Source organism: Microbacter margulisiae (assembly GCF_014192515.1).
Classification (GTDB): domain Bacteria; phylum Bacteroidota; class Bacteroidia; order Bacteroidales; family Paludibacteraceae; genus Microbacter; species Microbacter margulisiae.
In genome coordinates, this window is sequence record NZ_JACHYB010000001.1 from 593,732 (window position 1) to 620,580 (window position 26,849).

Sequence of the window (26,849 nt, forward strand, 5' to 3'; positions counted from 1 at the left end):
TGATGTTGCATGCAACGCCTTTATACAGAAACAGGGATATTTCACCCATAACATTAGCCGTACATTATTATGAAACATGAATCAGTTGAAATCATAAGCACTTACAATGCGGAACATTATACATGGGGAGACCGTTGTAGCGGATGGTATTATTTAAATTCCGAAAATATAGCGATTATCCGGGAATGCATGCCTCCCGCAACAAAGGAAACGCTTCATTATCATCGGAAGTCGCACCAGTTCTTTTATATCCTGAGCGGAGTTGCCACTTTTGAGATCGACGGAATGATGTATAATCTCGAAGACGGAGAAGGAGTCCTGATCAACCCCGGAATCAAACACCGGATCATAAATAACACCAATTCGGATCTGAAGTTTCTGGTCATTTCCGAACCTCCATCGCATGGCGACAGAGTGAATCCCCACAACCCTGACGAAATAAAATCCAAACCCATCAAAATGCCGATCCGTTTCCTTTCGGCGAAGAAAAACAAAGGGAAATAAGCCACGATAATAAAGCACTCAGTTCTGATAAAAATCTTCAATACGGCATAAAGAGCCTTATTATGAGGCATTCTGATAATCCCAGTAGGTAGTGTCCAAAAATTTGTGTAAACGCATTCTTATCTCATTTATTATTATTTTTTCTTTTCGAATCCCCTCTCAAAATTTTTGAGGGGTTTGAAAAGAAAAAACTTCCGTTTTTATTTTATTCTTAAACTAGTGTCACTAATATTTGCTCTATCAGGATATAAAATCATAAACTGATTGGCAATCAATGGCCAGTTGGAAACTTTTGCACTCCAAGATATTGAGGCTTGTTGGATCGCCAGATACACTGCTTTTTTCATTGCCTGATCATCAGGAAACATCAATTTATTTTTGGTGTATTTGCGTATGCTTCGATTTAGATTTTCAATCACATTAGTGGTATAGATAATCTTTCGTATTTCGGCTGGATAGGTAAAATAGGCTGTCAGATTTTCCCAATTTGCAATCCAGGATTTAATGGCATAAGGATATTTCTCTCCCCATTTAGTTTCCAATTCAGCAAAAGCTTCCCCAGCAGCATCTAAGTTTCGGGCCTGATACACTTGTTGAAGATCATGCATAAAACTCCGTTTTTCCTTTGTCCCAATATAGTTCATCGTGTTTCTTATCTGATGAACAATACATAATTGTGTTACTGTTTCCGGAAACACAGCCTGAATAGCCTGGGTTAGCCCTTTCAGATTATCTGAACAGGCAATTAAAATATCTTTCACCCCTCGTTTCTTCAAATCATCCAACACGTTCATCCAAAATGAAGCCGATTCAGTTTCATTGATCCACATACTAATAACTTCTCTATGTCCATTGGTATTTAAACCGATAATCAGATAAACGCTTTTACTTATTATCTTACCTCCTGAACGAACTTTGATACGAATACCATCTAACCAAACAATCAGATAAGTATCATCCAATGGACGGGTTTGCCAGGCTTCTACATCGCTCATTACCTGATCTGTGATATTGGATATGGACGAAGAACTGATAGTGACACCATAAATGTCTTTTATCTGAGCTTCTATGTCACGAGTCGACATGCCTCGTGCATACAAAGAAATCACAACGCTTTCTATCTTGTCTATTACTTTTTGACGCTTGGGCAAAACGATGGGATTAAACTCACCCTGACGATCGCGGGGAACCTCTATAATTATTTCTCCACTACTGCTCTTTACTAACTTGCGGGTTTTTCCATTACGAGAGTTCCCACTGCCATTTCCTTTGACTGAGTGCTTGTCGTAGCCAAGATGTTCGCTCAACTCACTTTCTAACATCTTTTCTACTCCCCGCTTAAATAGCTTATCCATAAAACCATTTATGTCTTGCATGGTCTTGAAACCCTTGAAAAAATCTGTTGGTAACTGGGAGAAAAGTGCCTCATCTTCTGCACTCAATTTTGATAATACTGATTTCTGCTTTTTCATGTCCTTTTTTTTCTGTTATAAAAATAAGCATTTATTTCTATTTACACAGTTTTTTGGACGGTCTCATCCCAGTATAACATTAATTATATTTCCGATAGTCACGCCTTCACTTCAAGTGAAGGCTTTTCTTTTCTACAACATTTTTACCTGCTTTGCAGGCTATGCAACCTCAATTCTGGAGAAAACAAGCTTACATTGTTACTATGTAAGCTTACATTATCACTATGTAAGGTTACATTGTCACTTTGCAGGCTTACATTGTTACTATGTAAGGTTACATTATCACTTTGCAAGCTTACATTATCACTATGCAAGCTTACATTGTCACTTTGCAGGCTTACATTATTACTATGTAAGCTTACATTGTTACTTTGCAAGCTTACATTGTCACTTTGCAAGCTTACATTGTTACTATGTAAGGTTACATTGGCGAAAATCACCTTGCAAAATGGAAAATTAGCCTCACAGTGGACGTGAGGGAGTCAAAAGGCAACAGGAAACGGATCTATTGCCTGATGTGCAATACGAAGCAGAGCTAGCATTGCCTCCAAAGTAGTAGAAAACCGGCGAAGTCCCTCTGCTTCGGAGAGGGATTTTGGGAGAAGTCAGACAGATGGTGTGGGTCAGATTATTTAGCAATATGAACAGATGTAATAAACAGGCAATAAGGGAATAAGGTCAGTTGTTGTGTGGGTTGTGTTTACTACTATGGGCGATGATACAGTTTACTTCGGAGAAGGATTTAGAGAGAGGCCAGACAGATGATATGATTTGCATTCCACATCTGAGGGGATGTCCAAAATACTCTTTTCAATCAAAATATCCTCTCATAATTCCCCTTGGGGAGTTTCGGACAAAGAGCACTATTTCGTCACGTTCCTTTGCAGCGGGCAATTCGGCTTCGATGCGTTCAACAGCCATGCTGTTATTCATTCCCGAAAGATAAAGGACGCGGTAAATCTCCTGAATCTCCCGTATTTGCTGGTTGGAATAGCCTCTTCGGCGTAGTCCCACAGAGTTGATGCCGCAATAGGAGATCGGTTCGCGTGCAGCTTTGACAAATGGCGGGATATCTTTATTGATTTTTGATCCGCCCTGGATCATTACATGGGCGCCAATCTGGGTAAACTGATGAATCAGGGAGCCACCGCCGATAACAGCCCAGTCGCCAACAATAACTTCTCCGGCCAGTTGGGTAGCATTCGACAGGATGACATGATTACCTACAATGCAATCGTGCGCTACATGGCAATAAGCCATGATCAGGCAATTATTGCCTATCTCGGTGCGTCCTTTCGCTATGGTTCCCCGGTTGATGGTGACACATTCGCGTATCGTGGTGTTATCGCCAATGATAGCAGTGGTTTCTTCGCCGCAGAATTTCAGATCCTGTGGAATAGCTCCGATAACAGCTCCGGGAAAGATGTTGCAGTTACGTCCTATCCTGGTTCCTTCCCTGATGATCACATTCGGCCCTATATGAGAACCTTCGAGGATGACGACATTTTTATCAATCGACACAAACGGTTCGATAATCACATTTGGCGCTATTTTAGCATCCGGATGAATGAAAGCTAAGGGTTGGGGCATATCTGAAATTCTTGGTTTTGGGGTAGTTCGCAATCAACTTTTATACTCGTCTTTTGCAAAAAGGTGTTCGTAGCTCTCGCGGTAGTTCTGTCCGATGGGCAATGTGTGATCGCCCGAAAGAGTTAATTTCTGTCTCTGTAAAGCAATGATTTTATCTGTGTTGATAATGTAGGATTTATGAATGCGCATGAAGGTTCCTTCAGGCAACATCTCGCCAATGGCTTTGAGCGATAATTTAGGGACAATGGGTCGCCTGGCATCTGACAAAAAGATTTTGACATAATCTTTCATACCTTCAACATACAACACCTTGTCAAGCTCAATTTTCACGAGTCGATAATCTGCATTCACGAAAATATAACCGGCGTTGCTTTTGTCCTGTTTGTGCGTCAAATGATAGTAGTCATTGGCTTTGAGGGCTGCTTTAGAAAACCGTTCATACGTAACCGGCTTCAGGAGATAGTCCAGCACATCCAGCTCAAAGCTTTCAAGCGCATAGTTTTTGTAGGCAGATACAATGATCACCATCGGTTTTTTGTCAAGCCTGCGCAAAAGCTGCAATCCGTTGATCATCGGCATCTGGATATCGAGAAAAACAAGATCAATAGGTTCGGTTTCCAGCAAACGGATCGCTTCAGGCGAACTGTTACATGTGGCGGTAAGATGCAAAAAAGGTGTTCTCCTGATGTTATCCGCAATCAGTTCCAGGGAATATTTTTCGTCGTCAACAGCAATACAATTCATCATAAGGTAATGGTTAGCTGAATGTGATACCATTCTTTATCGGCAAAAGCGTCGAATGTGTGTTTACCGGGATAAAGCAACTCCAGCCGGCGTTTGATATTCTTTAATCCGATGCCCGAATACGTGCTGGTATTTTCATGGGAGTCCTTATTGAAACGGTTTGTGACACAAAAAGAAATTGTGCCCGGTGTTCTGTCTAATGAGATATGAATTTCCGGTGCATCAATTAAAGCTGTACCATGCTTAAAAGCATTCTCAACCAAAGGAATCAGCAGCATTGGTTCGATATGGCAGTCGGGCAGGGGATCGGAGATATACGACACTATAGTTATCCGGTCATTATAACGGGTTTTCTGCAGTTCGATGTATTCTTTCAGGTGCTCCACTTCTTCACTTAATGGCACTTGTTGTTCCGTGTTGTAGAGCATGTAACGGATCAGGTTCGAAAGTTTATCAACGGTGGGTTCAATAAGTTCCGGTTTACTGCGTGCAAAAGAGTTGACCATATTCAGAATGTTGAACAGGAAGTGTGGACTGATTTGATTGCGCAAAAAGGTTAGTTCATTTTCGAGCACTTCGTTCCGCATTTTAATCTGGTCTTTGATCATTTGCAGACTTGTTCCCGCCAGAAACAGAAAGATAAAGGGCGACATATCCCTGAACAACAACATCCCGATATCCTGATGCGGATCGTTGATGTGTTTAATGGCAAGAATAATCACCATTGTAACCAGGTTTGCCAAAACAAACAGTACATAACGCCGGTTACGGAAGAGATGGATAAAAAGGCAATAGTTCAGATAAAAATAGGCCATTTCCATACCCAACACCACATACATGGGCAAAAAAGTTACATGATCAAAGGGGAATGGTGGCCTTGATCCAAATGGCATTAGGTGGGGTTGTGGTTTGGGCAAAAGCGCAGGCAGGGAAAGGAAAATAATCCAGAAACAAATGTGCACTACGCCTTCAAATAGTTCCCGGTGCCGAATAGTTAGTTTCATACCTGATGACAAAGGAAAGAGAATTATTGTTTCAATTATCGTATGACATACGAAGAGGGCATGAACGGTTCCCTAAATATCCGCATATATTCTGAATTGACTGCATGTTGATCATGCCGCTCTCCGTATTTGTATAATTCAATGTTGGGCTACCGTTATCTCAATCCAACCTTTAACGGGCTGCTGCATATCAGAGAAACGATCGCTTTTGTTTCTTTGTCCTCCGGACATTCCGGGGCCAAAGCCATTCATTCCACCAGGTCCTCCCATTCCGCCGGGACCCATACCAGGGCCACCCATTCCGGGACCGCCCATATCACCTCCAGGGCCACCCATTCCTCCACCAGGGCCACCCATGTTTCCCCTATTGTCGCCTTGTCTTTGGGGGAACTTGAATTCAGAAACTATTCCTATGCTGAGATGTTCAGGATTCAGATTCTGTTTGTGAAAAATCGAGTAGGGGAGTTTAATGTTATAGCATAACTGATGTGGATTGATCAGTGTTACTTCAGCCAGCGAGGGGCCGGCAAAAATAGTATCGCCGTTGACATCAAAGGTTGCTCCTGTTGAATTGATTCTTTGAGCCATCATTTGCATATCAGGCCCCTGAAAAGGAGGTCTTTGTCCTGTTTGGGGAGTTGGATTATCGGTTTGCTGGGACTGACGCATCATGTCCGGCCTTCCCAAAGACATCAGGGAAGGGAAAACCATGGCATATTTATCGCTGCCTTTCCCTGTGGGATCTACATAGATGGTGAGTCCGTTGAAAAGCCATTTCTGTTGTGTAGTTTCGTCTTTGGCAGTTAACTGAATATTGAGTCCTGTGTCATTGGTGAAGACTTTAATCAGGGCTTTACCATCGGCAAACGTTGTAAAACCGGCAAGAGTGCTGTCAGGCGTAGGTACATTGGAGAGATCGGAATAAAAGGTAGAGGTGGCGGATAGCTTAACCTTTTTTGCCGACAAGGTGAATACCGACAAGGTGGTCAGCATCACAACAAGCATGCAAGTGCGTTGAAAATAAGATACTTTTTTCATAAGAGAATGATTAAAACATTAGTGATTACAATCTGTATATGTATATTACCATTGGCGGAATATGAAGCGGGAAAGTGTCATTTGAAATTTTAAGTCGGGTTGACGCTTGCAAAGTGGCGGAGCGTATAAATGAATGACAACATATAGTAACGTCCTAATGTGTTGCTCTGATGTGTCAATGTGTATAATGCAGTGGAGCTTCGGCTGAAGTTACTGTTTTGATTGAGCAGGTCATTGGCTGCAAACTGAAGCTCTCCGGCATTTTTGTGCAGGAACTTAAAGCCCAGCGAACAATTCAACAGGTATTTGAGTTCGTTCCGGCTCCCTTGTTCAAAATATCCTGAAAAGGAGTAATCAGAAGAAAATACAAGGTGGGAAAGTACGATCCAGGTGAGCCGTGCATTGGCATTCATATCCCAGTAACGGGTGTCGGTCTGGGTTGCCAAACTGTTGTTTACCGTGTTGTAATTCGCTCGCCCGTGAATCAGGAAATCAATATTCTGGCTTATGTTACTGCTAAGCATCAAATCGCCCCCGAGGGAAATCTGTTTTGACAAGTTCTTTTCGTTATTAATAATAGCGGGTGTTTGGCTCATGCTGCTATTAAGCATGATATTGACATTGGTTTTTAATGGAAGCAACGGAAACCCGTAACCCATCATGCCTGTCAGGTTATAATATCCGGACATGTTGTCATAGGTAGTAAGTTGCGACCCTTGTCCCATATGCTGATTATAGGCGGTCAGCAGTGTGTCGGATGTGGCAATGAATGTATTGCTGCCAATATAATTGTTAGAGAAACTACCATTCAGGAAACACATCAATACGGATGCTGTAGAGGTATTTGGGGCAATAAATCGTAAGGAAATATTGTGCTGGTATGTTTGCGACAAATGGGAATTTCCTACAGTCAATTGTGTCGGAGTTGAATTATCAACCACTTCCTGCAACTGGTTTATAGAAGGGGCACTTGCCGTAGCATGATAATCAAATTCCAGGTGAGTCATGGAATTGAGATTGTAACGCAACCGGATGGATGGTAAAATGTTATTATAACGCTTTGCCGGAATTTCACCGGCGCCTGCATTATCATTTTCACCCGTTAACCGCGCATTCTGGTAGCTTAACTGCGCATTAAAATTGAGATAGTCTTTATGATAAAGGTATGATAATCCTGTTGTCTGTGTGGTATAGCGGCTATGATAAATATTGGTTAATGATGAATCGGGTTGGTCATAATGCCGGGTCAGGGCATTAAAGTTGTAGCCTCTTTGATTCGATGTGCCATCCTGAAAACCATACATATAGTTTACCATCAACATGCTTTTCCGTGTAAGTGGTTCGGTATAGGATACATTGGCTGAAAAAGAATATCCGTTGGCATGCAAATGGGCATATTGTTGCGTGGTATCTATGGTGGCAGATGAATAATAATCTGTAATGGCATGGAGATAGTTGTCTCCTGTTTTTGTTTCGGTGGTGTTGTTTACATCGATGGCTAAGGTACGGCCGATGCGGTTGAATTTATGCTGATAAAGCAATTCTCCGGTCAGTTCCATCCCTTTCAGCGAAGGATTGTATATGCTTGAAAATGCATTTAGCGGTTGTCGCATCGAATCCGTCCGGGCAAGGGTGGATGATGTGCCGTTACTTTGCTGTAAAGATACTCCCGGCCGGAAAAACAAAGTATTATGACGATCGATGGTATAATCGATCCGGAAATTAAACCTGTGATTCATCACGTTTGCAGATGTCTGCTCATTTTCCAGATAAGTCTCTCCGTTGTTCATCAGGTATGTATAGTCTGATGTTTGAAGCGAATGGTTATCGGAATAGTTCAGGAAATAACTGCCGTCAACTTTAATTTTCTTTCCCCATTGGTCGGAGTAATTAATTCCTACCGCATTTGTTTTGGTAATTCCGTTTTGTGTATCTACCGTGAAGTTACTGATTCCACTTCCGGAAGAGGATGAACCTCCTTGTCCTCCCCCCATAGGCGGCCCTTGCATACCGGGAGGCGCGTTCATATTGTTGTTCCCGCTGAACATATCTCCCATAGCGAAGTTTTGTGCGTTGGTATTGTTCACCTGGGTGATGAGAGTGATGCGACGGTCATTACGAAACAAATTTAGTGTGCCTCCGATGCTGTAAAGATGATCGGCTCCTGCCCCGGCATACATACGTCCAAATTGACTTTTGGTTACTCCTGTGGTTGTAACGATATTAATGGTTTTTAATCTGTTGCCATCATCAAAGCCCGTGAAGCGCGATTGTTCGCTTTGGGCATCATATACTTCTATGTTCTTTACAATTGAAGCCGGCAGATTTTTAATAGCTGCTGAAACATCGTTTCTGAAAAATTCCTTTCCGTCCACAAGCACCTGTTTTACATCTTCTCCCTGTGCTTTCAGGGTCCCGTTTTCAACAACGATACCAGGCATTTTTTGTACCAGATCTTCAACGGTAGCATCCGGGTTTGTCTTGTATGAACTTGCACTCATCACGGTGGTGTCTCCACGTTGCGTCACTAAAGGAAGGGCAGCCTTGACTACCACTTCCTTTAGATTTTGAGTGTTTTCAACTAATCCAATTATCCCTATGTCAACCGTTGCTTTATCAACTGTTATCTCTTTTTCTACGGTACGAAACCCAACAAACGAAACCCGCAGCCTATAATGTCCGGTACCCCTGACTTGCAAATCGAATATGCCGGTCGATTTACTCATCATGCTCGCAACGACCCTCCCGGGTATAGAATAAAGAACAATATTGGCGTTGGGAATCGCCTGTCTGGTTAATCCGTTTTCTATTTTGCCTGTTATTACCTGTGCATTTGTTATGAAAATGAAAGTGAAAAACAAACCTGTTAGCAATGCTCTGATCAATTGGCTTTTAAAAGGGATTAACATCGTCGTTTTTTTGTTGGGTTGAATTATTAAACAGAAGCGAAGTCATAGCAACTGCTACAAACATGGATAATTATACTTACTGTCTAAATGTTCGTTTCTGTTGTAATTGCGATGTAAAAGTAGCAGGCTGGAAATGAATCTGAAAAAATAATAGACCAAATGGGCAAAAGAGTCGACATAAAGGTAATTTGGGTATGTCAATGCCTTTTTAGCACCTGGAAAGGCATGGAAACTGGCAACGCTTTATTTTTGTAATGCCTTGTTTATGAACTTTTCATCAGTATAAACGCCCCGACGGATACCGTGTGTTGAGGAATAAAATCACAGATTAAAAAATATTCCATGCTACTTGCTAATTAAGAATAAATTTTCCATCTTTGATGCGTTAAAAAAAATGATTTCATTTCACAGGGAAAGCCCTTTTTAGAGCATGCGTGTGAATTTATATAATTGAAAAACAGAATATATCACGCCAATTCTTTCCTTATTTTTCTTGTGAAGTCACGTAAACTTTGTTTTGGATAAAATTAATCGAAGATAAATGCAATCCGAATAAGAACAATATATTGATTCGACATATTTAGAGTTGAATTTTTGTTGAAGTTATGTGCAGCATGTTACGAACCATTTAACACCAATGATTATGAAAAACTATTTGAGCTTTCAACTTACGGGAAAGCAGTTTTTTCCGTTGTGGGCATTGTTTTATGTACTGTTTATTGTTCCTTATGTCTTGCTGATTTCACAGATGAGGACGTTTAATCATGCCACTGAATGTCCTTTGCATCATCACTTATGGGCTTTGCTGTGGATTATCTTGCTTATCGTAATCGCATTTATCCTGGCTTTTTATATCCTGAAACTGATTGTCAGGCATATTGGTTTTAAGGATAACCTGGTTCAATGTGATTATAAGTTTAGTGGTTATCTTAAAGTTATTATCCCCGGGTTGATTTTTTCAGTGATTACGCTGGGAATATATTCTCCATGGTTTATCAGAAACATGCATCGTTTCTTCATTAATAACGCTTCCTATAAGGATAAGAAATTCTCTTTTCATGGACAAGCCACTGATTTATTGCTTATTTATATCTTTGCTGTGATCATTCCGATATTTGTTGTTACATTAATCGGCATAAGTCTATTCGGATTGCACATGCGGCACCTAATACCTGTTTCCCGCATTATTTATCAGATTGTCATGTATATTATCCTGATTCCTTACATATACCTGTATTACAGATGGCGGGTAAATATCAAATACGAAGAATATCATATTACATGGCATACCAAATGGTTGCCTTCCATGGCTAAAATAGCCTTGGAGATGATTCTCTCTATTATTACATGTGGCATTTATGCTCCTTTGGCCTATTTGCGGGTTTACCGCTATTTTCTTATGAGAACGCAAAGTAATAAGGTAGAAAATGATTACCTGCAATTTGGTTACGACATCCAAAATGGATATGATTTTCTTTATCTATGGGGCCAAATATTGTTGACAATAGTTACAGCCGGTATTTATTATCCCTGGGCCTTTTGTAAGATTATGCGGCGGGTACTGGGAAAAACCTACATGGAAAAAATTGCAGAATGATGTGCTGTGTTTAAAATAAGAAGAGGTTGTCTTTCGGCAACCTCTTCTTATTTTAGCCAGATATAGCAGTTTCTTATTTTGCTTTGCCCTGGTTGGCAACTTTCTCCATCTCTTTTTTCAATGTTTCTTCATCGGCCAGGAAGTAGCTGCGAATGGGTTTCAGGTCATCATCCAGTTCGTAAACCAATGGAATACCTGTTGGGATGTTGAATTTAAGGATTTCAGCTTCCGTTTTATGATCCAGATATTTTACAAAAGCACGTAAGCTGTTCCCATGAGCAGCCACCAGGATACGTTTCCCGGCTTTGAGTTGCAGGCTGATTTCTTGTTCCCATAATGGGATGACACGTTCAACAGTATCCTGCAACGATTCTCCCAACATGTAGTGTATTTGATCAACATCATGATAACGGGCTTCTTTTCGCTGTTCTGCCACATCTTCGGGATCATACATCGGGGGGCGTACATCATAGGCTCTCCGCCACAGGAGTACTTGTTCTTCTCCATATTTGGCAGCTGTTTCGGCTTTGTTCAATCCCTGCAACTTACCGTAATGTTTTTCATTCAGCCTCCAGGAATTAACTACCGGTAACCACATCTGGTCAAGTTCTTCCAACGATATCCATAGGGTTTTGATAGCACGTTTCAATACGGATGTATAGGCCATATCAAATACAAAACCGGCATCTTTCATTGCTTTACCGGCCTGTGTTGCTTCATTTATTCCTTTATCACTCAGGGGGACATCCGTCCATCCTGTGAAACGATTCTCTTTATTGAATTGACTTTCTCCGTGTCGTAATAAAACTAATGTCTTCATATTAATTCATTTTTTAATTGATTTTCTGTTTAGGGTTATTCATCGTCACCATCAGGTCCTGAAAGGATTGAAAAACGGGGAGCTGGCATGTCTGTTCCCTTGATGGAACGCCATACAATTTCATCAAAAATAAGATCGGGAACCCGGTCGGCATGTGTCAGGTCAAAATGTTCCATTAATGTTTGTCCGTATGCCCCTACCTGATTTTTGGCATTCAGGTCAATTAATGGTTTTTCAACGTTATAAGGTGTGAAATCGGGAGTCATGGTAAACGAGTTAAACATAGGCATAGCAGCAGCATCATATTGGCTCATAGGAGGTAAGCCGAGGATAAGTTCCATCGTACGCATCATCGAAGCTGTTGTGTATAATGTGTGATCTACCGCATTACGCTTAACATACGGACTGATTACCAGGCCTTCGGTGCGGTGTGCATCCACATGGTCGGCACCATTTTGTGAATCATCTTCAATAATGAAAATGGCTGATTCTTTCCAGATAGGACTGTGTGAAATGCGATCAACCAGCAATCCGACGGCATAATCATTTTGAGCCACCATGGCTTGTGGTGTCAAAGAACCTTTGCGCGTACCGGCTGTGTGGTCATTGGGTAACCGGATGATATTGAAATGTGGCACTGCATTTTTGGCCAGTAAATTGGTGAAGTCGCGATTCCATTCCTGATAGCGCTCCACATCCGAATAGTCTAAGTCCCAACCGCGATACATCGGGTCAAAATGTGTTTTTAGAATTTTCTCCATTGCCGTGTTGGGTTTGGTAATATCGGGGTTGCTTTCTACAAATTCTCCATAATCCCGGAACGTGATGCCATGTTTCTGGCAAAGATTCCAGATGTAGCCTCCTGAAGGCGATGCTGCAGGTTGTCCTCCTTCAAATTCGTATAATGCTCCTCTTCCTGCATAATTTGATGGCCAGCTTTTTTCTACATAATCGGTGCAATAAGCTGCTGTTGACCAGTTATGTCCTTGTGCACTGATTTCCGCATTCGCATATAAATTATCGAGAAGCACATATTGTGACGCAATATGATGAATATTCGGTGTGACCTGTTTTCCAAAAAGCACCAACGTTGAATCGCCATTACCTTCTTTCATATCGCCGAAAACCTGATCATAGGTGCGATTCTCTTTAATGACATAAAAAACGTATTTAATAGGGGATGGTTGTCCTACCCGGTAGGGTATCGGATTGTCTTTCTCAACAATGCTTTGTTTCATTTCACGGGGCTTGTATGGAATATTGGCATATACTGCTTTAGTATAGGTTTCCAGTTGTTTCGTGCCTGGAAAATGAATGAAAGAGAGTGTGCCGTTCAGCATTGTGCCTATATATTGATGATCGGCATTGGGAAACGAACGGTTGCCTTTGCCATTCAGCACCAGTATAGTGCCATCTTTGGTTACCAGTACCTTGGTTGGATACCATCCTACCGGAATGAAACCGACAGGCTTTGCCCCGTGTTCCGTCCGTTGCATCACTGTTAATGAATTGTTATCTGCGTTGGCAGCCAATACAAATTTACCATCAGGGGTTATACATACCGCGTCAGGAGTTGATCCTTCGGGAGAATCGGGATAAAGCGATGTGCAAATCGTGGCTGTCACGTGTTTCGTTTTCAGATTGATTTCAGTCACACTATTGTCATTGGCATTCGCAATGTAGGCTGTGTTGTCGTCTTTTGTCAGGGCGATGTCGGTAGGGTGGTTTCCTGTTTCAAACTGAGCTATTTTGTGTGTTCCCTGATACAGTTCTGCTTTATGTGCGCTCCATAAGGATACCAATAGCAATCCATTGTCTAAAAACTTACAGGTATATGGCATTCCATCCAGATGAATAGATTCTTTTGTTTTTGTTACCAGATTCATATAGTGCAGGGTACTGTCTCCCCGTGCCACTACTGCCAGGGTATGATGATGGACATCAAGCCCGGCTAAAAAAATGGAGGCCTTCGGATATGGGGATGCGAAGGAAAGGGTGTCTGATGGGAATAACATGCCATTTTTTAAATTGAATGTATAGACACAATTTTGATTTCCTCCCGAAACATAAAGGTTATCGCCATGAAAAGTAATCCCCAACCAGCTATCTTTTAGTGCGATAGATTGCACTACTTTGTGTGATTTCAAATCAATTAACATGACCAGAGGTTTATCCATTCCGGCATGGGTGATGGCCAGAAAATGCTCGTCAGGAGAAAGAGCTGCATTCATTGGCATTGTGCTTAATGTGACTGAATTGCCAGCGGGAGAAAGCCACCATCCGTTTGGAAGTAAAACACGCTGTCCGGTTTGTCCTGGCAGTTGTGCATGGAGATTGGAAGACAGCAAGGATAAAAAGAACGAAAAAGACAAAATGATAAAATGGCGGGTACGAATTGAGAATGGGTTCATAAAGGGAATTTTAATTTATGTGTACAGAAAAAAATGGGAATCTTGCGACAACAAAGATAAAACAAGCAGACCTAAAAAGGTTCATTTTCGTCTAAAAAACAAAAGCGGAGATACATTTTTGAGTTTATTTTTCTCTGCAAGGATTATTGTACCTTTGTGTCTGCAATCAAATCATGATTCTGAGTAGTGATATGAATAGCAGGTTTTGATATGTTTCTGATCCTGTATTTGTTTGGTAGCGTAAAAACAGAATGCTTAATAGAAAACAGAAGATAAATCACCATGGCGACAGTGCTTCCTATTGATGTTTTTTTGCAAAAAATGAGTACACTTCCGGTTGTTGATGTTCGTACCCCGGCTGAATTTATCAGGGGACATATGCCTAACGCTGTCAATTTATCACTATTTTCTGATGAAGAGAGGGCTGTGGTCGGAACTTTATATCATCAACAGGGAAAACAGGCGGCAGTTTTGCAGGGATTGGCTTTTGTCAGTCCTCATATGAAAATATTGACAGAAGAAGCATTAGCATTGGAGTCATCTGAAATTGGCCTTTATTGTTGGCGGGGCGGTATGCGGAGCCAATCGATGGCATGGCTTTTTGAAACGGTTGATTTGAAATGTTTTGTTTGTGATGGGGGATATAAAGCTTTTCGTAATCATGCATTGGCACAGTTTGAAAAACCTTTGCTCCTTCGGGTGATTGCCGGACCGACTGGAAGTGCTAAAACCGCTATTCTACATGAACTGGCTGCATTAGGAGAGCAGATCATTGATCTGGAAGACTTGGCTTATCACAGAGGATCAGCTTTCGGTGCATTGGGTCAAAAACCGCAGAGCACTACGGAAGATTTTGAGAATCGTCTTTATGAAATAGTAAGCCGGTTAGACCCGACAAGACCTGTCTGGGTAGAAGATGAAAGCATGATGATCGGAAAGAATCAGATCCCTTTGGCTTTCTTCAGGCAAATGCACCGTTCAACCGCTTATTACATGTTGTCTTCTTTGTCGGATCGTATAGATTTTTTGATGAAAGAGTATGCCTGTTTCCCGAAAGAAGATCTGATTGCTTCCATTCAATTGCTCGAAAGACGTTTGGGGAGAAATCATTGTCAGGAAGCGGTGAAAGCGTGTGAAGAAGAGGATTGTCGTACTGCTATTTCTATTGTATTGCAATACTATGATAAGGCTTATGCAAAAGCATTGATTGAAAAACCTTATCCTGAAGTAATCAATATTATGACAATGCCGGATTTATATTCGACGGCTTTGTATTTAAAATCTTTAGTTGTAAAATAAACATGGATATTCAATTAACACATTTTAGCCCTGGTTCGGGCTGTGGTTGTAAAATTTCCCCAAAAGAATTGGAAGTCATTTTAGCTGATACAAAAGAAAGAATGCATTTTGATGCATTACTGGTTGGCAATGAAAGTAAAGATGATGCTGCTGTGTATGATCTTGGAAACGGAAGTGCCGTGATTAGCACCACGGATTTTTTTACACCAATTGTGGATGATCCTTTTGACTTTGGCCGCATTGCTGCCACCAATGCCATTAACGATGTGTTTGCCATGGGAGGTACTCCTTTGATGGCTATTGCTATTCTTGGATGGCCACTTGAAAAACTGTCTTCTTCACTTGCACAACAGGTAGTACAGGGCGCCAAAGCGGTTTGCGAAATGTTGCATATTCCTTTGGCCGGAGGGCATAGTATTGATATTTCTGATCCGATTTTCGGATTAGCCGTTACCGGATTAGTCTCTATGGAAAATATAAAACGGAATGATACGGCTAAAGCCGGATGTCGTATTTTCCTGACCAAGCCTTTAGGTATTGGATTGATTACCACTGCAGAGAAGAAAGGACTGGTACAACCTGATCACAAAGCTGAGGCTGTTCGTTGGATGACAACGCCAAACAGTGCAGGCGCTGCTTTTGCAAAGCTTCCCGGAGTAGCTGCTCTGACCGATGTCACGGGTTTCGGATTAATGGGACATTTACTGGAGATGGCTGAAGGAAGCAAGCTGACGGCTGTTGTAAACATTGAGCATGTCCCCATGATCGAAGGCGTTCGTTATTATATTGAACAAAAATGCATGCCTGGTGGTACATTCCGTAATTTCAACAGCTATGGTCATAAAGTGGAACCGATGTCCGAATCATTGAAGGCTTTGCTGTGCGATCCGCAAACCAGCGGTGGGTTGATGGTGGCTGTAGAACCCGATAGCGTGGCTGAATTTAAAAAGATAGCAGCTGAACAAGGTGTCCATCCGGTAGAGATAGGTCATTTTGAACCGGAAAGCGGACCTTTTCATGTTGTATTTCGTGATTGATGAAAACTACTTCTTCCCATAAACTATTTTGAAAAGCCAGTGAACTACTCGCTGGTTTACATCTAACCTTAATCCTTAATGATGGAGATTTTAATCTATACACCAACCCTTACTCCCCGTATCCAATACATTTTCGACTATATTTTTGCCGATTACCTGCAGATAGCTTACAACCTGACTACTTCGTACGAAATATTCCAGGCATTTGATGGTGCAAAATTTGCGTATTCAACTGAACCAGTGAAAGGGGCTGCATGGATATGGCAACATCCGCTATTACTTGAGAATAATGTGAGATCTCAAAATATTCTTTTATTCAAACATCAGGATCTGCCTGCCTTTTTCGGTACGGATAATGTTCGCTCTTTGATCCCTTTCGATATGTTTGCCGCTTCATTTTATTTGATGACGCGCTACGAAGAATATTTGTCACCGGAGCGCAAGGATCGTTTTGGTAGATATCAGGCAAAGTATTCTTTGGCAGTTAAAGGCGATTTTTTGCAAAAGCCGTTGGTTAATTGCTGGATCATGGCTTTTATGGAAAAATGGCTTCCGGGTAGGGATTTCAAGGAATTTTCAGCCCGTACCTTTACGTATATTCCAACCTATGATATCGACAATGCATACCAGTTCAGGCATAAAGGATTTGTGGTGAATGCCGCAGGTATGATAAAGGATTTGCTACGCGGCAGATTTCGTCTGTTCAAAGACCGGATTGGTACATTATTGCGCTTGCAAAGGGATGCATACGACAATTACGGATTTATCTTCATGTTGAACAAACGCTTTAAGTTGCATCCCTATTTCTTTATTTTATGTGCGGAAAAACGGGGAAAATATGACCGAAACTTATCCCTTACGAACAAAGCTTTTCGGCGCTTATTGTTTTTATTGAAACAAAACGGCACGGTGGGGCTGCATCCTTCTTTTGCTTCTGGTAAAGATTTATCAAAAATCACGGCAGAGAAGAAATCCTTGGAGTTGGTGTTGAAAACTTCTTTGAAGTATAGCCGGCAACACTACCTGTTGATTCATTTGCCAGAGACTTACCGTGCTTTGCATGAAGCAGGCCTTCAATGTGATTTTACGATGGGATATGCCAGTCGGGTAGGTTTTCGTGCTTCTGTGTGCACGTCATTCCGTTTTTTTGATCTGCTTCGTAATGAAGCTACTGATTTCCGCATCCAACCATTAGTCTACATGGATGGTACATTCAATGATTACATGCAATTGTCGAGGAAAGAGTCAGAACGGGAGATCATAAAACTTATTGACGAAGTAAAAGCAGTGAACGGTGAATTCGTGAGCCTATGGCACAACAGTTCCCTCGCCGGAAAAGGTCATTGGCGGGGATGGAAGGCAATCTACTATAATACGCTCGAGTACGCTTTTCGTGATTTATAAAAAACAGCCTTTTATTGCAACGCGAAACGTACCAGGATTGAATATTCGAGCTTGATTTTTTCAAATTCAATATTCGGCTCCGGTGCATTATTGGCATTGTCGGTGGCAGCTCCACGTATCATCATGTTGACCGATTTATTCAGCATCGGCGTATAGGCATTATAATTGAGTTCCTGTATGTAAATGGCTTTCCCGATATTTTGATGAATTGCCTGGGCAAGAGCTTGCGCTTTTTCCTGAGCTGCCTTTATGGCATTTACTTTTACCTCCATGCGTAATGCATCCATATGGCTATGGTCAACACGGTCGACGGAGACATTAGAAATGCCTAATTGCTGTAGGGCTACAATGACTCTGCCGGCAGTGCGGGCATCATGCACACGGAGCTGGTATTCCTTGGAAAGAACAATTCCGGTTTTCAGAATCCAATAGTTTTTGAAGTTGCTGCTCACATCTTTTACGGCAAGGTCTTTTGTGATGTTAATACCTAATTGCTGTAGGGAGGCAAACATGCTTTTCTCGATTTCGGACAATGATTTGCCTTTGACATCCTTGTCGTTAAGCTGAATGTTAAGGTAGATTTCATCGGGCACAACCTGCATTTCGGCATGTCCTGTCACTTCAATATAGTTTTGGTCAATAAAGTTTTTTTCGCCCTGGGCTGCAAGTGTCAATGCCGAGCATAGAAACAGAAAAGAAAATATTGTTGCTTTCATAAGAGTAGGGTGTTTAGTAAATAAATCGAGTTCACGTTGTTAATCCGTGAACCCGATGTGCTGCAAAACATTTGGCTGTTTGTCTTGCTATATGAATTTCCTTCAGAATATAGATGCATATATATGCTTTTTTGATGCAACCGTAGCTTATTATATTTTTACGGATACGCATTTTTTAGTTTCCTTTCCAGAAATCATTAGCTTTCCGTTGTTGAAGACTGATTTGATCGAAATCGACATTGCAACCTTTGCCTACGGATGATTGTGCGCTGAAGCCGATCATCAGGTGGTTGACTGCATCGAGCTGAAAGGCCCTCACAAGGTACCATGATTTCCCGTCAGCCGAATAGTAAAGGGAAAATGTGTTGCCTTTAGAGGAACCAATGACCCGGTAGTAAACCGATTTCTGGTGAACAGCCATTGAATTACAGTCGTCGGCCACCTGGTTACAGACTACGCTCACAACACGCGGTTGTCCCAGATAGTCTTCTTCAAAACAGAATTTGGCATAATGGTAACGGTCGTTGTAAATAACCAGCACTCCAGCGTCCCATTTAGTCCTGAAGTCAGGCGTAACTTTCGCTGTGAGTATAAAGTCTGAATCGGGATGAAACACCAGCCGTGGCGATGAGTTGATTTCGCCATTCCCTCCTGGTGGAATAAAAAGATCGGTGTGTGGTCCGGCTGCAATGCAGAGATGGTTGCTGCCGGACACGCTATAACCGACAGGATGGTTTTCAAAATGCATTGGGTAGGGGATAGTTCCGATTTTCACCTCCTGGGCTCCGGCGGTAAACGCGTCCAAACCGAAAAGCAGTAAAATCAGCATGGCGGCTTTCATCCGGGAATAGTTTTTTGTCATAATCATGGATTGTTTATTCGTGTGAAAATTACAGAGGCAATATTACTCTTTTTTATTGGGTTTTATTGAATTGAGTATGGAGGCCAATTTGATTTGTGTAACACAATCATGTTTTTGATGAGCAAAAATAGTAAAATGGATTGGGTTTTTGTTGCATAATTTCCTGTTTCAATAAAATACAGCCACGACAAAAATGATTTACGGTACTTATCTAAAAAATAACTCTTTATAAATTTTGAATATTGCATTATCTTTGTATTCGGTTTTAATGCTTCCCCCATGCAAACACAATATGTACGTTGGCGTTTCCTCCTATTTCTCATATCTTTATTATCAGTGACTTGTTTTTCGTTGCATGCTACTGATTTTGTCCCTATCGTTTCAAATTTCACCAAAAAAGAATATAAAGCGGCAAATCAAAACTGGACAGTGGGTCAGGATAAACATGGCTATATGTACTTTGGTAATAATGATGGATTATTGAGGTATGACGGCACTTCGTGGGAGCTCTTTCGTATTCCCGGCAATCGTGTGGTACGGTCTCTTTTAATTGGTCAGGATGGAAGGATATATGTTGGTTCGTATGAGGAATTTGGCTATTTTGAACCAAAACCCGATGGCCAGCTGTGTTATCATTCCTTGTCGCAACTCCTGAAAAATTATACAATGCAGAATGATGAGATATGGAGCATTCTTTCGATAGGCGGTAAAATTTATTTTCAGTCCTTTACTTCTTTCTTTGTGTTTGATGGGAAAACAGTTACAGGATGCCGCGAGCCATTAACTTTTTTGATCTTTAATAAATACAGAAATGCTATCTATACCCATGTTGACGGGAAAAGCTTATCCAGGATGGATCCTGCCACCGGTCAGTTTTATCCTGTAATAGCCCATAACGCACCTCCGGATCCTGTTATTTCGATTCTTCCTTATGATGCCCATCGGGCTTTGCTGGTTACCACCACCGGAGGACTTTTTTTGTTGGATGGAAATCAATGCCAGGTGTTCAAAAATGACGCCAATGACTTATTGAAAAAGGCACAAGCCAACAGGGCGATAATGACAAAAGATTCCGTGTTTGTGATTGGCACTATTTTGGACGGAGCTATTGCTATCAACAAAAAAGGGAAAGTCCTTTGGCAGTTGAACACGTCAAATGCTCTTCAAAACAATACCATATTGGGAATTTATTGTGATAAGGTAAACAATGTGTGGTTAGCACTGGATAAAGGAGTCTCACTGATTCACAATGGTGGAAATGTGCATTATGTTGCTGCCTTTCAACCTTCGATAGGAGCAATTTATGATGTAAATATTGATAAATCGTCTATTTATATCGGAACCAATCAAGGTTTGTATATAGGTACGGTAAGTAATCTAAGTAGTAACACCAAATCGCTGTCGGTACAATTAGTTCCTCAGATACGTGGACAGGTATGGAGTCTTGCCAGGTTTGACAACCAGTTGTTTGTGGGAAATAATGAGTCAACTTATTGTTTTGACGGGAAAAATTTAACGCCGGTGTGCGATGTAAAGGGTGGTTTTTGTCTGAAAAGAGGGGTAATCAATGGACAGGATGTACTTGTACAAGGGACCTACACACAGCTTTGCATTTATAAAAAGAATATCCGGGGAAGATGGGCATTTAGCAATGTAGTCGATAGTTTTATTAATCCGATACGTTATCTCGAAGTTGATTATCAGGGCACAATATGGGCATCTCATTTGCAACTGGGGTTATATCGCATCGTGCTTGCTCCTGATTTGCAACATATCCGGTCAATCCATTTGTATACCCATTTTGACGGTAAAACTCCTACTAATATTACGGTATTTAAAATTGGGAATCGGGTGGTTTTCAACAACGGAGTACGGTTTTATACCTTTGACGATTTGAGCAAAAAAATTATCCCTTACGATCTGCTGAATAACGGACTTGGAATTTTTGCATCGGCTTACAGAGTCCTGCATTTCAGGGATGATTATTACTGGTTTATCCGTGATGAAGATGCCGCTTTGGCTGAAGTTACAAATGACAAGGTAACCATTGTTGATGTAATTCAGTATGCTTCCTTGCCCGGAGAAACCGTGGATAAGAGTGAAACTATTCTTCCTGTTTCAGACTCACAATGTTTGATTGGTATGGAGAATGGTCTGGCTCTTTATCAGTTGCCGAATCAAAACATTACGAATGAAGTCCGTTTTCCGCTTGCCATTAAAAGCGTAAATGCAATGAATATGGATAATTCTGAACAATTCAGGGTATCATTAATCAATCCGAAACCATTGCCATTCAGGCTCAATTCAGTTGAATTTACGGTTGCATTCCCTAATTATAACGATCTGGATAATATATACTACCGGTATAAGTTGGATGGCTTTGATACCCGTTGGTCGGATCTGAAAACTACGCCATATCAGGAATATACCCGCCTTCCATATAATCATTATGTGTTTAATGCGGAAGTGGTTACATCAACCGGAAAAGTAGTTGACCGCATCTCCTATTCTTTTGAGATTCTTCCTCCTTTTTACCTGAGTATATGGGCTAAGTTGTTGTATTTAATGATGTTCATTGGCCTTGTTTTGGTTGCTATTCACAGGACAAAGATATTTTTGCTGAAGAAAAAAGCTAAAATCGAACAAATGCATACCGAATTACGCCGCAAGGAAGTAGAAGAACGGGAACAGCGTATCATGAGACTGGAAAAGGAAAAGCTTGAAACCGAACTGACGCTGAAAAGTAAGGAGTTGGCCAGTTCCACAATGTCAATCATCAAAAAGAACGATATTTTGACAACTATTAAAGAAGAGCTGGTTTATCAGAAAAAACAACTGGGGACACAGTATCCCAAAAAATATTTTGATAAGATTGTTCATATCGTCGATGAAAATCTTTCTACAGAAGATGACTGGGCAATCTTTCAAACCAACTTTGACCGTATTCATGACAACTTCTTCCGCAAACTCCATGAACGCTATCCCGAACTGACATCAAACGATTTGCGTCTATGTGCTTATTTGCGTCTTAACCTGACTTCAAAAGACATCGCCAACCTGATGAATATCTCCCTGAAAGGCGTCGAAGCAGGACGTTCGCGATTGAGAAAGAGGTTGCATATCCCTCCTGAAAAAAATCTGACAGAGTTTATGATCGAAATTAAATGATGGGAAACAGTAAGTTAGAGAAGTTGGAAAGATCAGAAATTAAGGAAGAAATACTGAACTGAGAAACCGATGATTATTGAACTATTGGTATCGATCAACAATTCAATTGATTAGCTTTATTTACATCTTTAAAATTTCATTTTTTCGAATTTCAAACCTTCTTTGCAGTTCTGTTGTGCACAAACGACTTGCGAAAATAAAAAATGTTTATCTTTGCAGGTGATAACTGCATTGTTTACTTATTTATTCCTACATTTTGGATAATATTAACCATTCCAAGCCATAGCTAAATAAATGGCGGGGACGTCTTTCAATATACATAGGATCATTTTCCAATGAAAATTGCAACACTTACAGAGAATACAATTCCTCGGGGATCGATGCTTGAAGCACGACACGGATTGGGGCTGTATATCGAAACGGAAACAATGAGACTCTTATTCGACTGCGGGCCGGATGAATCTTTTGTACGCAATGCAGATGCATTGGACATCGATATTTCGACTGTTGATGCCGTTGTGTTATCTCATGCGCATTATGATCATGGGGGAGGATTACGGGCTTTTTTTGCTATGAACGATCATGCCCCTATCTATCTGCTTGAAGCTGCTAAAAACAAATACTATTCTATCAGCAGGAGTCCTGTATTCCGATATATAGGACTAGATTCCGATTTGTTTGAGGAGTATAACGAGCGGTTTATCTTTTTTTCTGCATCTATCGATGTGTCTGATTCAGTTCATTTGTTTGCTGTTGGTGAATACAATACTTTTCACCCACGTTTCAACTCTCTTTTATATAAAGAAAAAGAGGGAAAGATGTTGCCTGACGATTTTACTCATGAGCTTGTGATGGCTGTCACAGAACATAGCATCAATACAGTATTTACGGGTTGTGCCCATAGCGGCATCCTTAATATGGTGCATACAGTGCTTGAGCAGATACCTGCCATTCCCATTCACACATTAGTGGGTGGATTCCATCTGATCAATACTGCTACAAAGACTTTAGGAGAGACTCCTGAAACGGTGTGGATGCTGGCAAAGGAACTGGATAGGCTGGGGATTTCCCGTGTATATACGGGACACTGTACCGGCGAAGAGGGGTTCCGCAATTTGCAAGCCATATTTGGAGCAAGGATTGAAGCTTTATATACCGGAAAGAGATTTGCTACGGCTTGACGGTTATTTCTAGGTATTGCTTACGGGGATTTTCTCTATCTGTATGGCCCGATGACGACAAATTGTGACGCAATGTCCACATCCGGTGCAAGCCTGTGGATAAGAAAGCGCTGCTTTGTATTTCAATGGGAGACCTAACAGATTTTTCCATCTTGGAAAGGGTTGTTCTACCAAAGCAATAGCATATTGATGGCATACTTCTACACAATCGCCGCAGCCATGGCAACGGTCCGCATGAATAGTAGGAATTCGTTTTGTCATATTGATAAAATTTATGATGCAACATATATTGCTCATTTAGAAAGACGAACTTAAGTCTTAGGGTTTTTAAAAATAAGGTACTGGGAGCGAAAATTCATACTACTAAAACGAACAAGAAAGGAAGAAATAAAATACTGGATAGCATATTCACTTTCGAGTCGGGTTCTGTTTTTATTGTCATGTGTTAAAAAAATAACATTTATATTGTCTGTTGCCATCTTGTATTTTGCTTCGCCTTCTCCATTGCTTACATGAATATGTATTGGTAAGTCAATGTCGTTTAATTAAGGTGAAGCTATAATCTTTTGTAATTCATGGAGTAAAGTTTTTTGGGCTTTTTCTTTCGTTCGTTACTACGTCCCGGACGGATGACTTCTCTGGTTTTTTCAACCACTGAATCGAATGCCTGCATTGCTTTTTCAAATTGTTGTTTAAGCAGTAGTGGTATCAGAATATTTTGAGTCATTGATAAAGCATTTGTTTGATTAATCTGTTGATTGTATTTTCTTTGTTCATCAGCCTTGTATTCTTCTCTTACTTTTTCGTCAATGGGATGCGCGTAAATAGCACAAAGACTCATTAAAAAGATTTTTGCATGAAAATCTTGCCTTACCGCTATGGCTGTTTTACCTGAGAAATCTTCTAATTCTATTCTGCTTTTTAGCAACTTATATGCTTCTTCTACTCCCCAGCGAAGATGATACAATTCATCAAAATCTTCGTATTTATATTTTTCTGCATCTATCAAAGAGGTACACAATATCTCTTTGCTTCCATCCGGCAAACCTATTTTTACTAAACGGCAGGTGATCGTTGTATCTTGCATGTGGGGATATTCAGCCAACTTCTTTCTGTCTTTTTTTGGCAAGGTAAAAGTTACGATCCTTTCTTTTTCTTCACTTTCGGTAAAATCTTTTACCTTTAACCACCAATCCTCTTTCAAGCGAACACAAAATTCAATCCCCTCGGCCTGAAGTAAAAACAACAACCAGAAACTTGGATAGCCCCGATCAAGTAGCAATAAATCTCCTTTTTTGACTTTGGATAAATGCTTCATTAATAAACTGTTTTCGCTGCTTGAATAAGGTGCTAATTGCCCTTCAATAGTAACCTTGTTCAAAACATCATACAGCACCGATCCCAAAGCCAATGAACGTGGGCTATCTGCTTTGGGACCAAATTCATGCACCCCAAATTCCTCTACCACACTTGGGTGATTCGGCAGCACCAAACGCGTTCCATCGACAGCTAACACCCGATGCTCTTCCCATAAATAATAGGGCGCTTCATCATAAAAAGTATTCACAGCAACTTCATTCAGTCGTTCAAAAGCCCATGGATCCAATTTGGAACGAGCTGTCGAAAAAGCACCTTTTGTTACGGCTCGAATATTAAAATCCGATTGATTAACCGCTTTGAAAAAACCGTCTAATTCTCGTTGTATGGATGACTTAAATGTTATGATCAATACAATTAAATTTTTGAATGTCAGTACTCTATCTCGTGTAAATACTTTTTTAAGGACACCTCGTGAGCGTCCCCTAAACTCTTCGTTATCAAGTTCATACACTATGTTTTTAGATACATTTCCACGGTAATCCGCTTTTTGATTAGTACTTGGGTTACCCCCATTAATATATGGTTTAAAAATACGAAGAAATTCTCACACTACAAAATACAAACAACTTTTTCTTTGAGGTAATTCATTTCCTGTCAGACTCTAAGATGGGTATTCTTAATTAAACGACATTGATTGGTAAGTGATCATTTGAATAAAAGAAAAAGCGTAGTCCAAAAAAATAGAACAAAGTTGGCATTTTGTATCTTTTCAATTATCATACAAATATATAGCATATTCCTGTTTGTTACGCCAAGTGCATTGGGTTACTTGAGTCAAAAGGTGAAAGGAGCCCTGTTTCCCATCTATTTTGCACAGTTTGTAATTTTTTACACTTCGTAAGGCCGTGTTGTAAGCTCAATTGTTTTATTTTGCAATCACTAATTAAAATTGATGGAATATGATTTACTTAGCTGATACAGCCAACTTTGATGAACTCAATGAGCTGTTTTCGTACTTCCCGATTGCAGGGGTAACAACCAATCCGACTATTATTGCCGCTGAAAACAAACCGTTGTCACAAATCCTGCCGAAACTGATCGATCTTGTCGGCAACAAGATGCTGCATGTTCAGATGATCAGTACCAAAGCTGAAGACATGCTGCGGGAAGCCAAAACGTACAAATCGAAATTTAATCTGGGCGATAACTTTTTTGCAAAAATACCTGTTTCGAGAGAAGGCTACCGTGCTATCCCCATGCTGAAAGAAGCCGGTATCAATGTCACTGCCACGGCCATTTTTACCCAACAACAAGCATTGATAGCGGCCAGGGCAGGTGCCGATTGGGTGGCTCCCTACGTGAACCGTCTGGACAACATCTCGTCACATGGCATCGAAGTAGTGAAACACATCGTAGACAATATCGAACACTTCAAACTGGAAACGAAAGTGCTTGCCGCCAGTTTCAAAACCGTTGACCAGGTGCATCGCGTCAGTATGGTGGGAAGCCATGCCGCTACCATCAGTTTCGATGTACTTGAACGCCTGCGCAGCCACCCCATGACCGACATGAGTCTGGAATGGTTCGAAAGAGACGGCGCCGGACTGTATGATATCGAATTCTAAGCTGGATATAATCCCCGTCGAAAAGTAGTTGGCGTCTATGGATGAAGTCTTGCAAACAGAATTTTAGAGACGGCTTTGTCTAAATTGTCAATAAAAGGTGTATCTTTGCCTCTGATTCATTCACGAAACACTGTTCAATCCAATTATA

20 protein-coding genes are annotated in these 26,849 nt (G+C 40.9%); 8 read left to right on the forward strand and 12 right to left on the reverse strand.

Annotated features, from left to right (window positions below):
* Positions 1-69: 69 nt before the first annotated feature.
* Positions 70-504, forward strand: coding sequence for a cupin domain-containing protein (locus FHX64_RS02545; RefSeq protein ID WP_183412279.1), 435 nt, complete (start codon positions 70-72; stop codon positions 502-504).
* A 200-nt stretch (positions 505-704) separates the two neighbouring features.
* Here the strand turns inward: FHX64_RS02545 and FHX64_RS02550 are convergent, their stop codons facing one another.
* The 6 genes from FHX64_RS02550 to FHX64_RS02575 all read right to left on the reverse strand — a co-directional run bounded on the left by FHX64_RS02550 (position 705) and on the right by FHX64_RS02575 (position 9,261).
* The gene (locus tag FHX64_RS02550) at positions 705-1,976 is read right to left on the reverse strand and encodes an IS256 family transposase (RefSeq protein ID WP_246392280.1); all 1,272 of its coding nucleotides are present in this window, start codon (positions 1,974-1,976) and stop codon (positions 705-707) included.
* Between the two features lie 810 nt (positions 1,977-2,786).
* Positions 2,787-3,566, reverse strand: coding sequence for an acyl-ACP--UDP-N-acetylglucosamine O-acyltransferase (gene lpxA, locus FHX64_RS02555; RefSeq protein WP_183412280.1), 780 nt, complete (start codon positions 3,564-3,566; stop codon positions 2,787-2,789).
* Between the two features lie 33 nt (positions 3,567-3,599).
* On the reverse strand, positions 3,600-4,313 hold the full coding sequence (locus FHX64_RS02560) for a LytR/AlgR family response regulator transcription factor (RefSeq protein WP_183412281.1): 714 nt from the start codon (positions 4,311-4,313) through the stop codon (positions 3,600-3,602).
* A complete protein-coding gene (locus FHX64_RS02565; protein WP_183412282.1) occupies positions 4,310-5,314 on the reverse strand; it encodes a sensor histidine kinase in 1,005 nt (334 codons plus the stop codon). The genes FHX64_RS02560 and FHX64_RS02565 overlap by 4 nt, the downstream gene beginning before the upstream one ends.
* Positions 5,315-5,452: 138 nt before the next feature.
* Positions 5,453-6,352, reverse strand: a complete 900-nt coding sequence (locus tag FHX64_RS02570; RefSeq protein WP_183412283.1) for a hypothetical protein — start codon at positions 6,350-6,352, stop codon at positions 5,453-5,455.
* 89 nt (positions 6,353-6,441) lie between these two features.
* Complete coding sequence (locus FHX64_RS02575) at positions 6,442-9,261, reverse strand: outer membrane beta-barrel protein (protein ID WP_183412284.1); 2,820 nt, start codon at positions 9,259-9,261, stop codon at positions 6,442-6,444.
* A gap of 643 nt (positions 9,262-9,904) precedes the next feature.
* Here FHX64_RS02575 and FHX64_RS02580 point away from each other — a divergent pair.
* A complete protein-coding gene (locus FHX64_RS02580; RefSeq protein ID WP_183412285.1) occupies positions 9,905-10,858 on the forward strand; it encodes a DUF898 family protein in 954 nt (317 codons plus the stop codon).
* Between the two features lie 73 nt (positions 10,859-10,931).
* Here FHX64_RS02580 and gpmA read toward each other — a convergent pair whose 3' ends face one another.
* Entirely contained in the window at positions 10,932-11,678 is a 747-nt protein-coding gene (gpmA, locus tag FHX64_RS02585; protein WP_183412286.1) for a 2,3-diphosphoglycerate-dependent phosphoglycerate mutase, read from the reverse strand.
* Positions 11,679-11,713: 35 nt separating this feature from the next.
* Positions 11,714-14,089, reverse strand: a complete 2,376-nt coding sequence (locus tag FHX64_RS02590) for a bifunctional YncE family protein/alkaline phosphatase family protein (RefSeq protein WP_183412287.1) — start codon at positions 14,087-14,089, stop codon at positions 11,714-11,716.
* 282 nt (positions 14,090-14,371) lie between these two features.
* On the opposite strand from FHX64_RS02590, the gene mnmH reads away from it, so the two are divergent.
* The 3 genes from mnmH to FHX64_RS02605 all read left to right on the forward strand — a co-directional run bounded on the left by mnmH (position 14,372) and on the right by FHX64_RS02605 (position 17,829).
* On the forward strand, positions 14,372-15,388 hold the full coding sequence (gene mnmH / locus FHX64_RS02595) for a tRNA 2-selenouridine(34) synthase MnmH (RefSeq protein WP_183412288.1): 1,017 nt from the start codon (positions 14,372-14,374) through the stop codon (positions 15,386-15,388).
* A complete protein-coding gene (gene selD, locus FHX64_RS02600; RefSeq protein ID WP_183413502.1) occupies positions 15,385-16,425 on the forward strand; it encodes a selenide, water dikinase SelD in 1,041 nt (346 codons plus the stop codon). Before mnmH ends, selD begins: the two co-directional genes overlap by 4 nt.
* 78 nt (positions 16,426-16,503) lie before the next feature.
* Entirely contained in the window at positions 16,504-17,829 is a 1,326-nt protein-coding gene (locus tag FHX64_RS02605; protein WP_183412289.1) for a polysaccharide deacetylase family protein, read from the forward strand.
* 11 nt (positions 17,830-17,840) lie between these two features.
* Here the strand turns inward: FHX64_RS02605 and FHX64_RS02610 are convergent, their stop codons facing one another.
* Positions 17,841-18,545: an SIMPL domain-containing protein gene (locus FHX64_RS02610; RefSeq protein WP_183412290.1), complete on the reverse strand. Its 705-nt coding sequence runs from the start codon at positions 18,543-18,545 to the stop codon at positions 17,841-17,843.
* A gap of 175 nt (positions 18,546-18,720) precedes the next feature.
* Positions 18,721-19,407 (reverse strand): DUF1349 domain-containing protein, encoded by a 687-nt coding sequence (locus FHX64_RS02615; protein WP_183412291.1) that lies wholly within the window; start codon positions 19,405-19,407, stop codon positions 18,721-18,723.
* Positions 19,408-19,686: 279 nt separating this feature from the next.
* On the opposite strand from FHX64_RS02615, the gene FHX64_RS02620 reads away from it, so the two are divergent.
* Both FHX64_RS02620 and FHX64_RS02625 read left to right on the forward strand, forming a co-directional pair.
* Positions 19,687-22,575 carry a helix-turn-helix and ligand-binding sensor domain-containing protein gene (locus FHX64_RS02620; protein WP_183412292.1) on the forward strand — a complete coding sequence of 963 codons (2,889 nt, stop codon included), beginning with the start codon at positions 19,687-19,689 and terminating at the stop codon, positions 22,573-22,575.
* 335 nt (positions 22,576-22,910) lie between these two features.
* On the forward strand, positions 22,911-23,756 hold the full coding sequence (locus FHX64_RS02625; protein ID WP_183412293.1) for an MBL fold metallo-hydrolase: 846 nt from the start codon (positions 22,911-22,913) through the stop codon (positions 23,754-23,756).
* A 9-nt stretch (positions 23,757-23,765) separates the two neighbouring features.
* Here the strand turns inward: FHX64_RS02625 and FHX64_RS02630 are convergent, their stop codons facing one another.
* Positions 23,766-24,017, reverse strand: coding sequence for an ATP-binding protein (locus tag FHX64_RS02630; protein WP_183412294.1), 252 nt, complete (start codon positions 24,015-24,017; stop codon positions 23,766-23,768).
* A gap of 295 nt (positions 24,018-24,312) precedes the next feature.
* Positions 24,313-25,587 (reverse strand): IS4 family transposase, encoded by a 1,275-nt coding sequence (locus tag FHX64_RS02635; RefSeq protein ID WP_183411908.1) that lies wholly within the window; start codon positions 25,585-25,587, stop codon positions 24,313-24,315.
* A gap of 448 nt (positions 25,588-26,035) precedes the next feature.
* Here FHX64_RS02635 and FHX64_RS02640 point away from each other — a divergent pair, with 448 nt between their 5' ends.
* Positions 26,036-26,701 carry a transaldolase family protein gene (locus FHX64_RS02640; RefSeq protein ID WP_183412295.1) on the forward strand — a complete coding sequence of 222 codons (666 nt, stop codon included), beginning with the start codon at positions 26,036-26,038 and terminating at the stop codon, positions 26,699-26,701.
* Positions 26,702-26,849 lie beyond the last annotated feature (148 nt).

Coding starts and splice junctions, on each gene's coding strand:
- FHX64_RS02545 (WP_183412279.1), top strand. CDS start 70: ATGAAACATGAATCAGTTGAAATCATAAGCACTTACAATGCGGAACAT.
- FHX64_RS02550 (WP_246392280.1), bottom strand. CDS start 1,976: ATGAAAAAGCAGAAATCAGTATTATCAAAATTGAGTGCAGAAGATGAG.
- lpxA (WP_183412280.1), bottom strand. CDS start 3,566: ATGCCCCAACCCTTAGCTTTCATTCATCCGGATGCTAAAATAGCGCCA.
- FHX64_RS02560 (WP_183412281.1), bottom strand. CDS start 4,313: ATGATGAATTGTATTGCTGTTGACGACGAAAAATATTCCCTGGAACTG.
- FHX64_RS02565 (WP_183412282.1), bottom strand. CDS start 5,314: ATGAAACTAACTATTCGGCACCGGGAACTATTTGAAGGCGTAGTGCAC.
- FHX64_RS02570 (WP_183412283.1), bottom strand. CDS start 6,352: ATGAAAAAAGTATCTTATTTTCAACGCACTTGCATGCTTGTTGTGATG.
- FHX64_RS02575 (WP_183412284.1), bottom strand. CDS start 9,261: ATGTTAATCCCTTTTAAAAGCCAATTGATCAGAGCATTGCTAACAGGT.
- FHX64_RS02580 (WP_183412285.1), top strand. CDS start 9,905: ATGAAAAACTATTTGAGCTTTCAACTTACGGGAAAGCAGTTTTTTCCG.
- gpmA (WP_183412286.1), bottom strand. CDS start 11,678: ATGAAGACATTAGTTTTATTACGACACGGAGAAAGTCAATTCAATAAA.
- FHX64_RS02590 (WP_183412287.1), bottom strand. CDS start 14,089: ATGAACCCATTCTCAATTCGTACCCGCCATTTTATCATTTTGTCTTTT.
- mnmH (WP_183412288.1), top strand. CDS start 14,372: ATGGCGACAGTGCTTCCTATTGATGTTTTTTTGCAAAAAATGAGTACA.
- FHX64_RS02605 (WP_183412289.1), top strand. CDS start 16,504: ATGATGGAGATTTTAATCTATACACCAACCCTTACTCCCCGTATCCAA.
- FHX64_RS02610 (WP_183412290.1), bottom strand. CDS start 18,545: ATGAAAGCAACAATATTTTCTTTTCTGTTTCTATGCTCGGCATTGACA.
- FHX64_RS02615 (WP_183412291.1), bottom strand. CDS start 19,407: ATGACAAAAAACTATTCCCGGATGAAAGCCGCCATGCTGATTTTACTG.
- FHX64_RS02620 (WP_183412292.1), top strand. CDS start 19,687: ATGCAAACACAATATGTACGTTGGCGTTTCCTCCTATTTCTCATATCT.
- FHX64_RS02625 (WP_183412293.1), top strand. CDS start 22,911: ATGAAAATTGCAACACTTACAGAGAATACAATTCCTCGGGGATCGATG.
- FHX64_RS02630 (WP_183412294.1), bottom strand. CDS start 24,017: ATGACAAAACGAATTCCTACTATTCATGCGGACCGTTGCCATGGCTGC.
- FHX64_RS02640 (WP_183412295.1), top strand. CDS start 26,036: ATGATTTACTTAGCTGATACAGCCAACTTTGATGAACTCAATGAGCTG.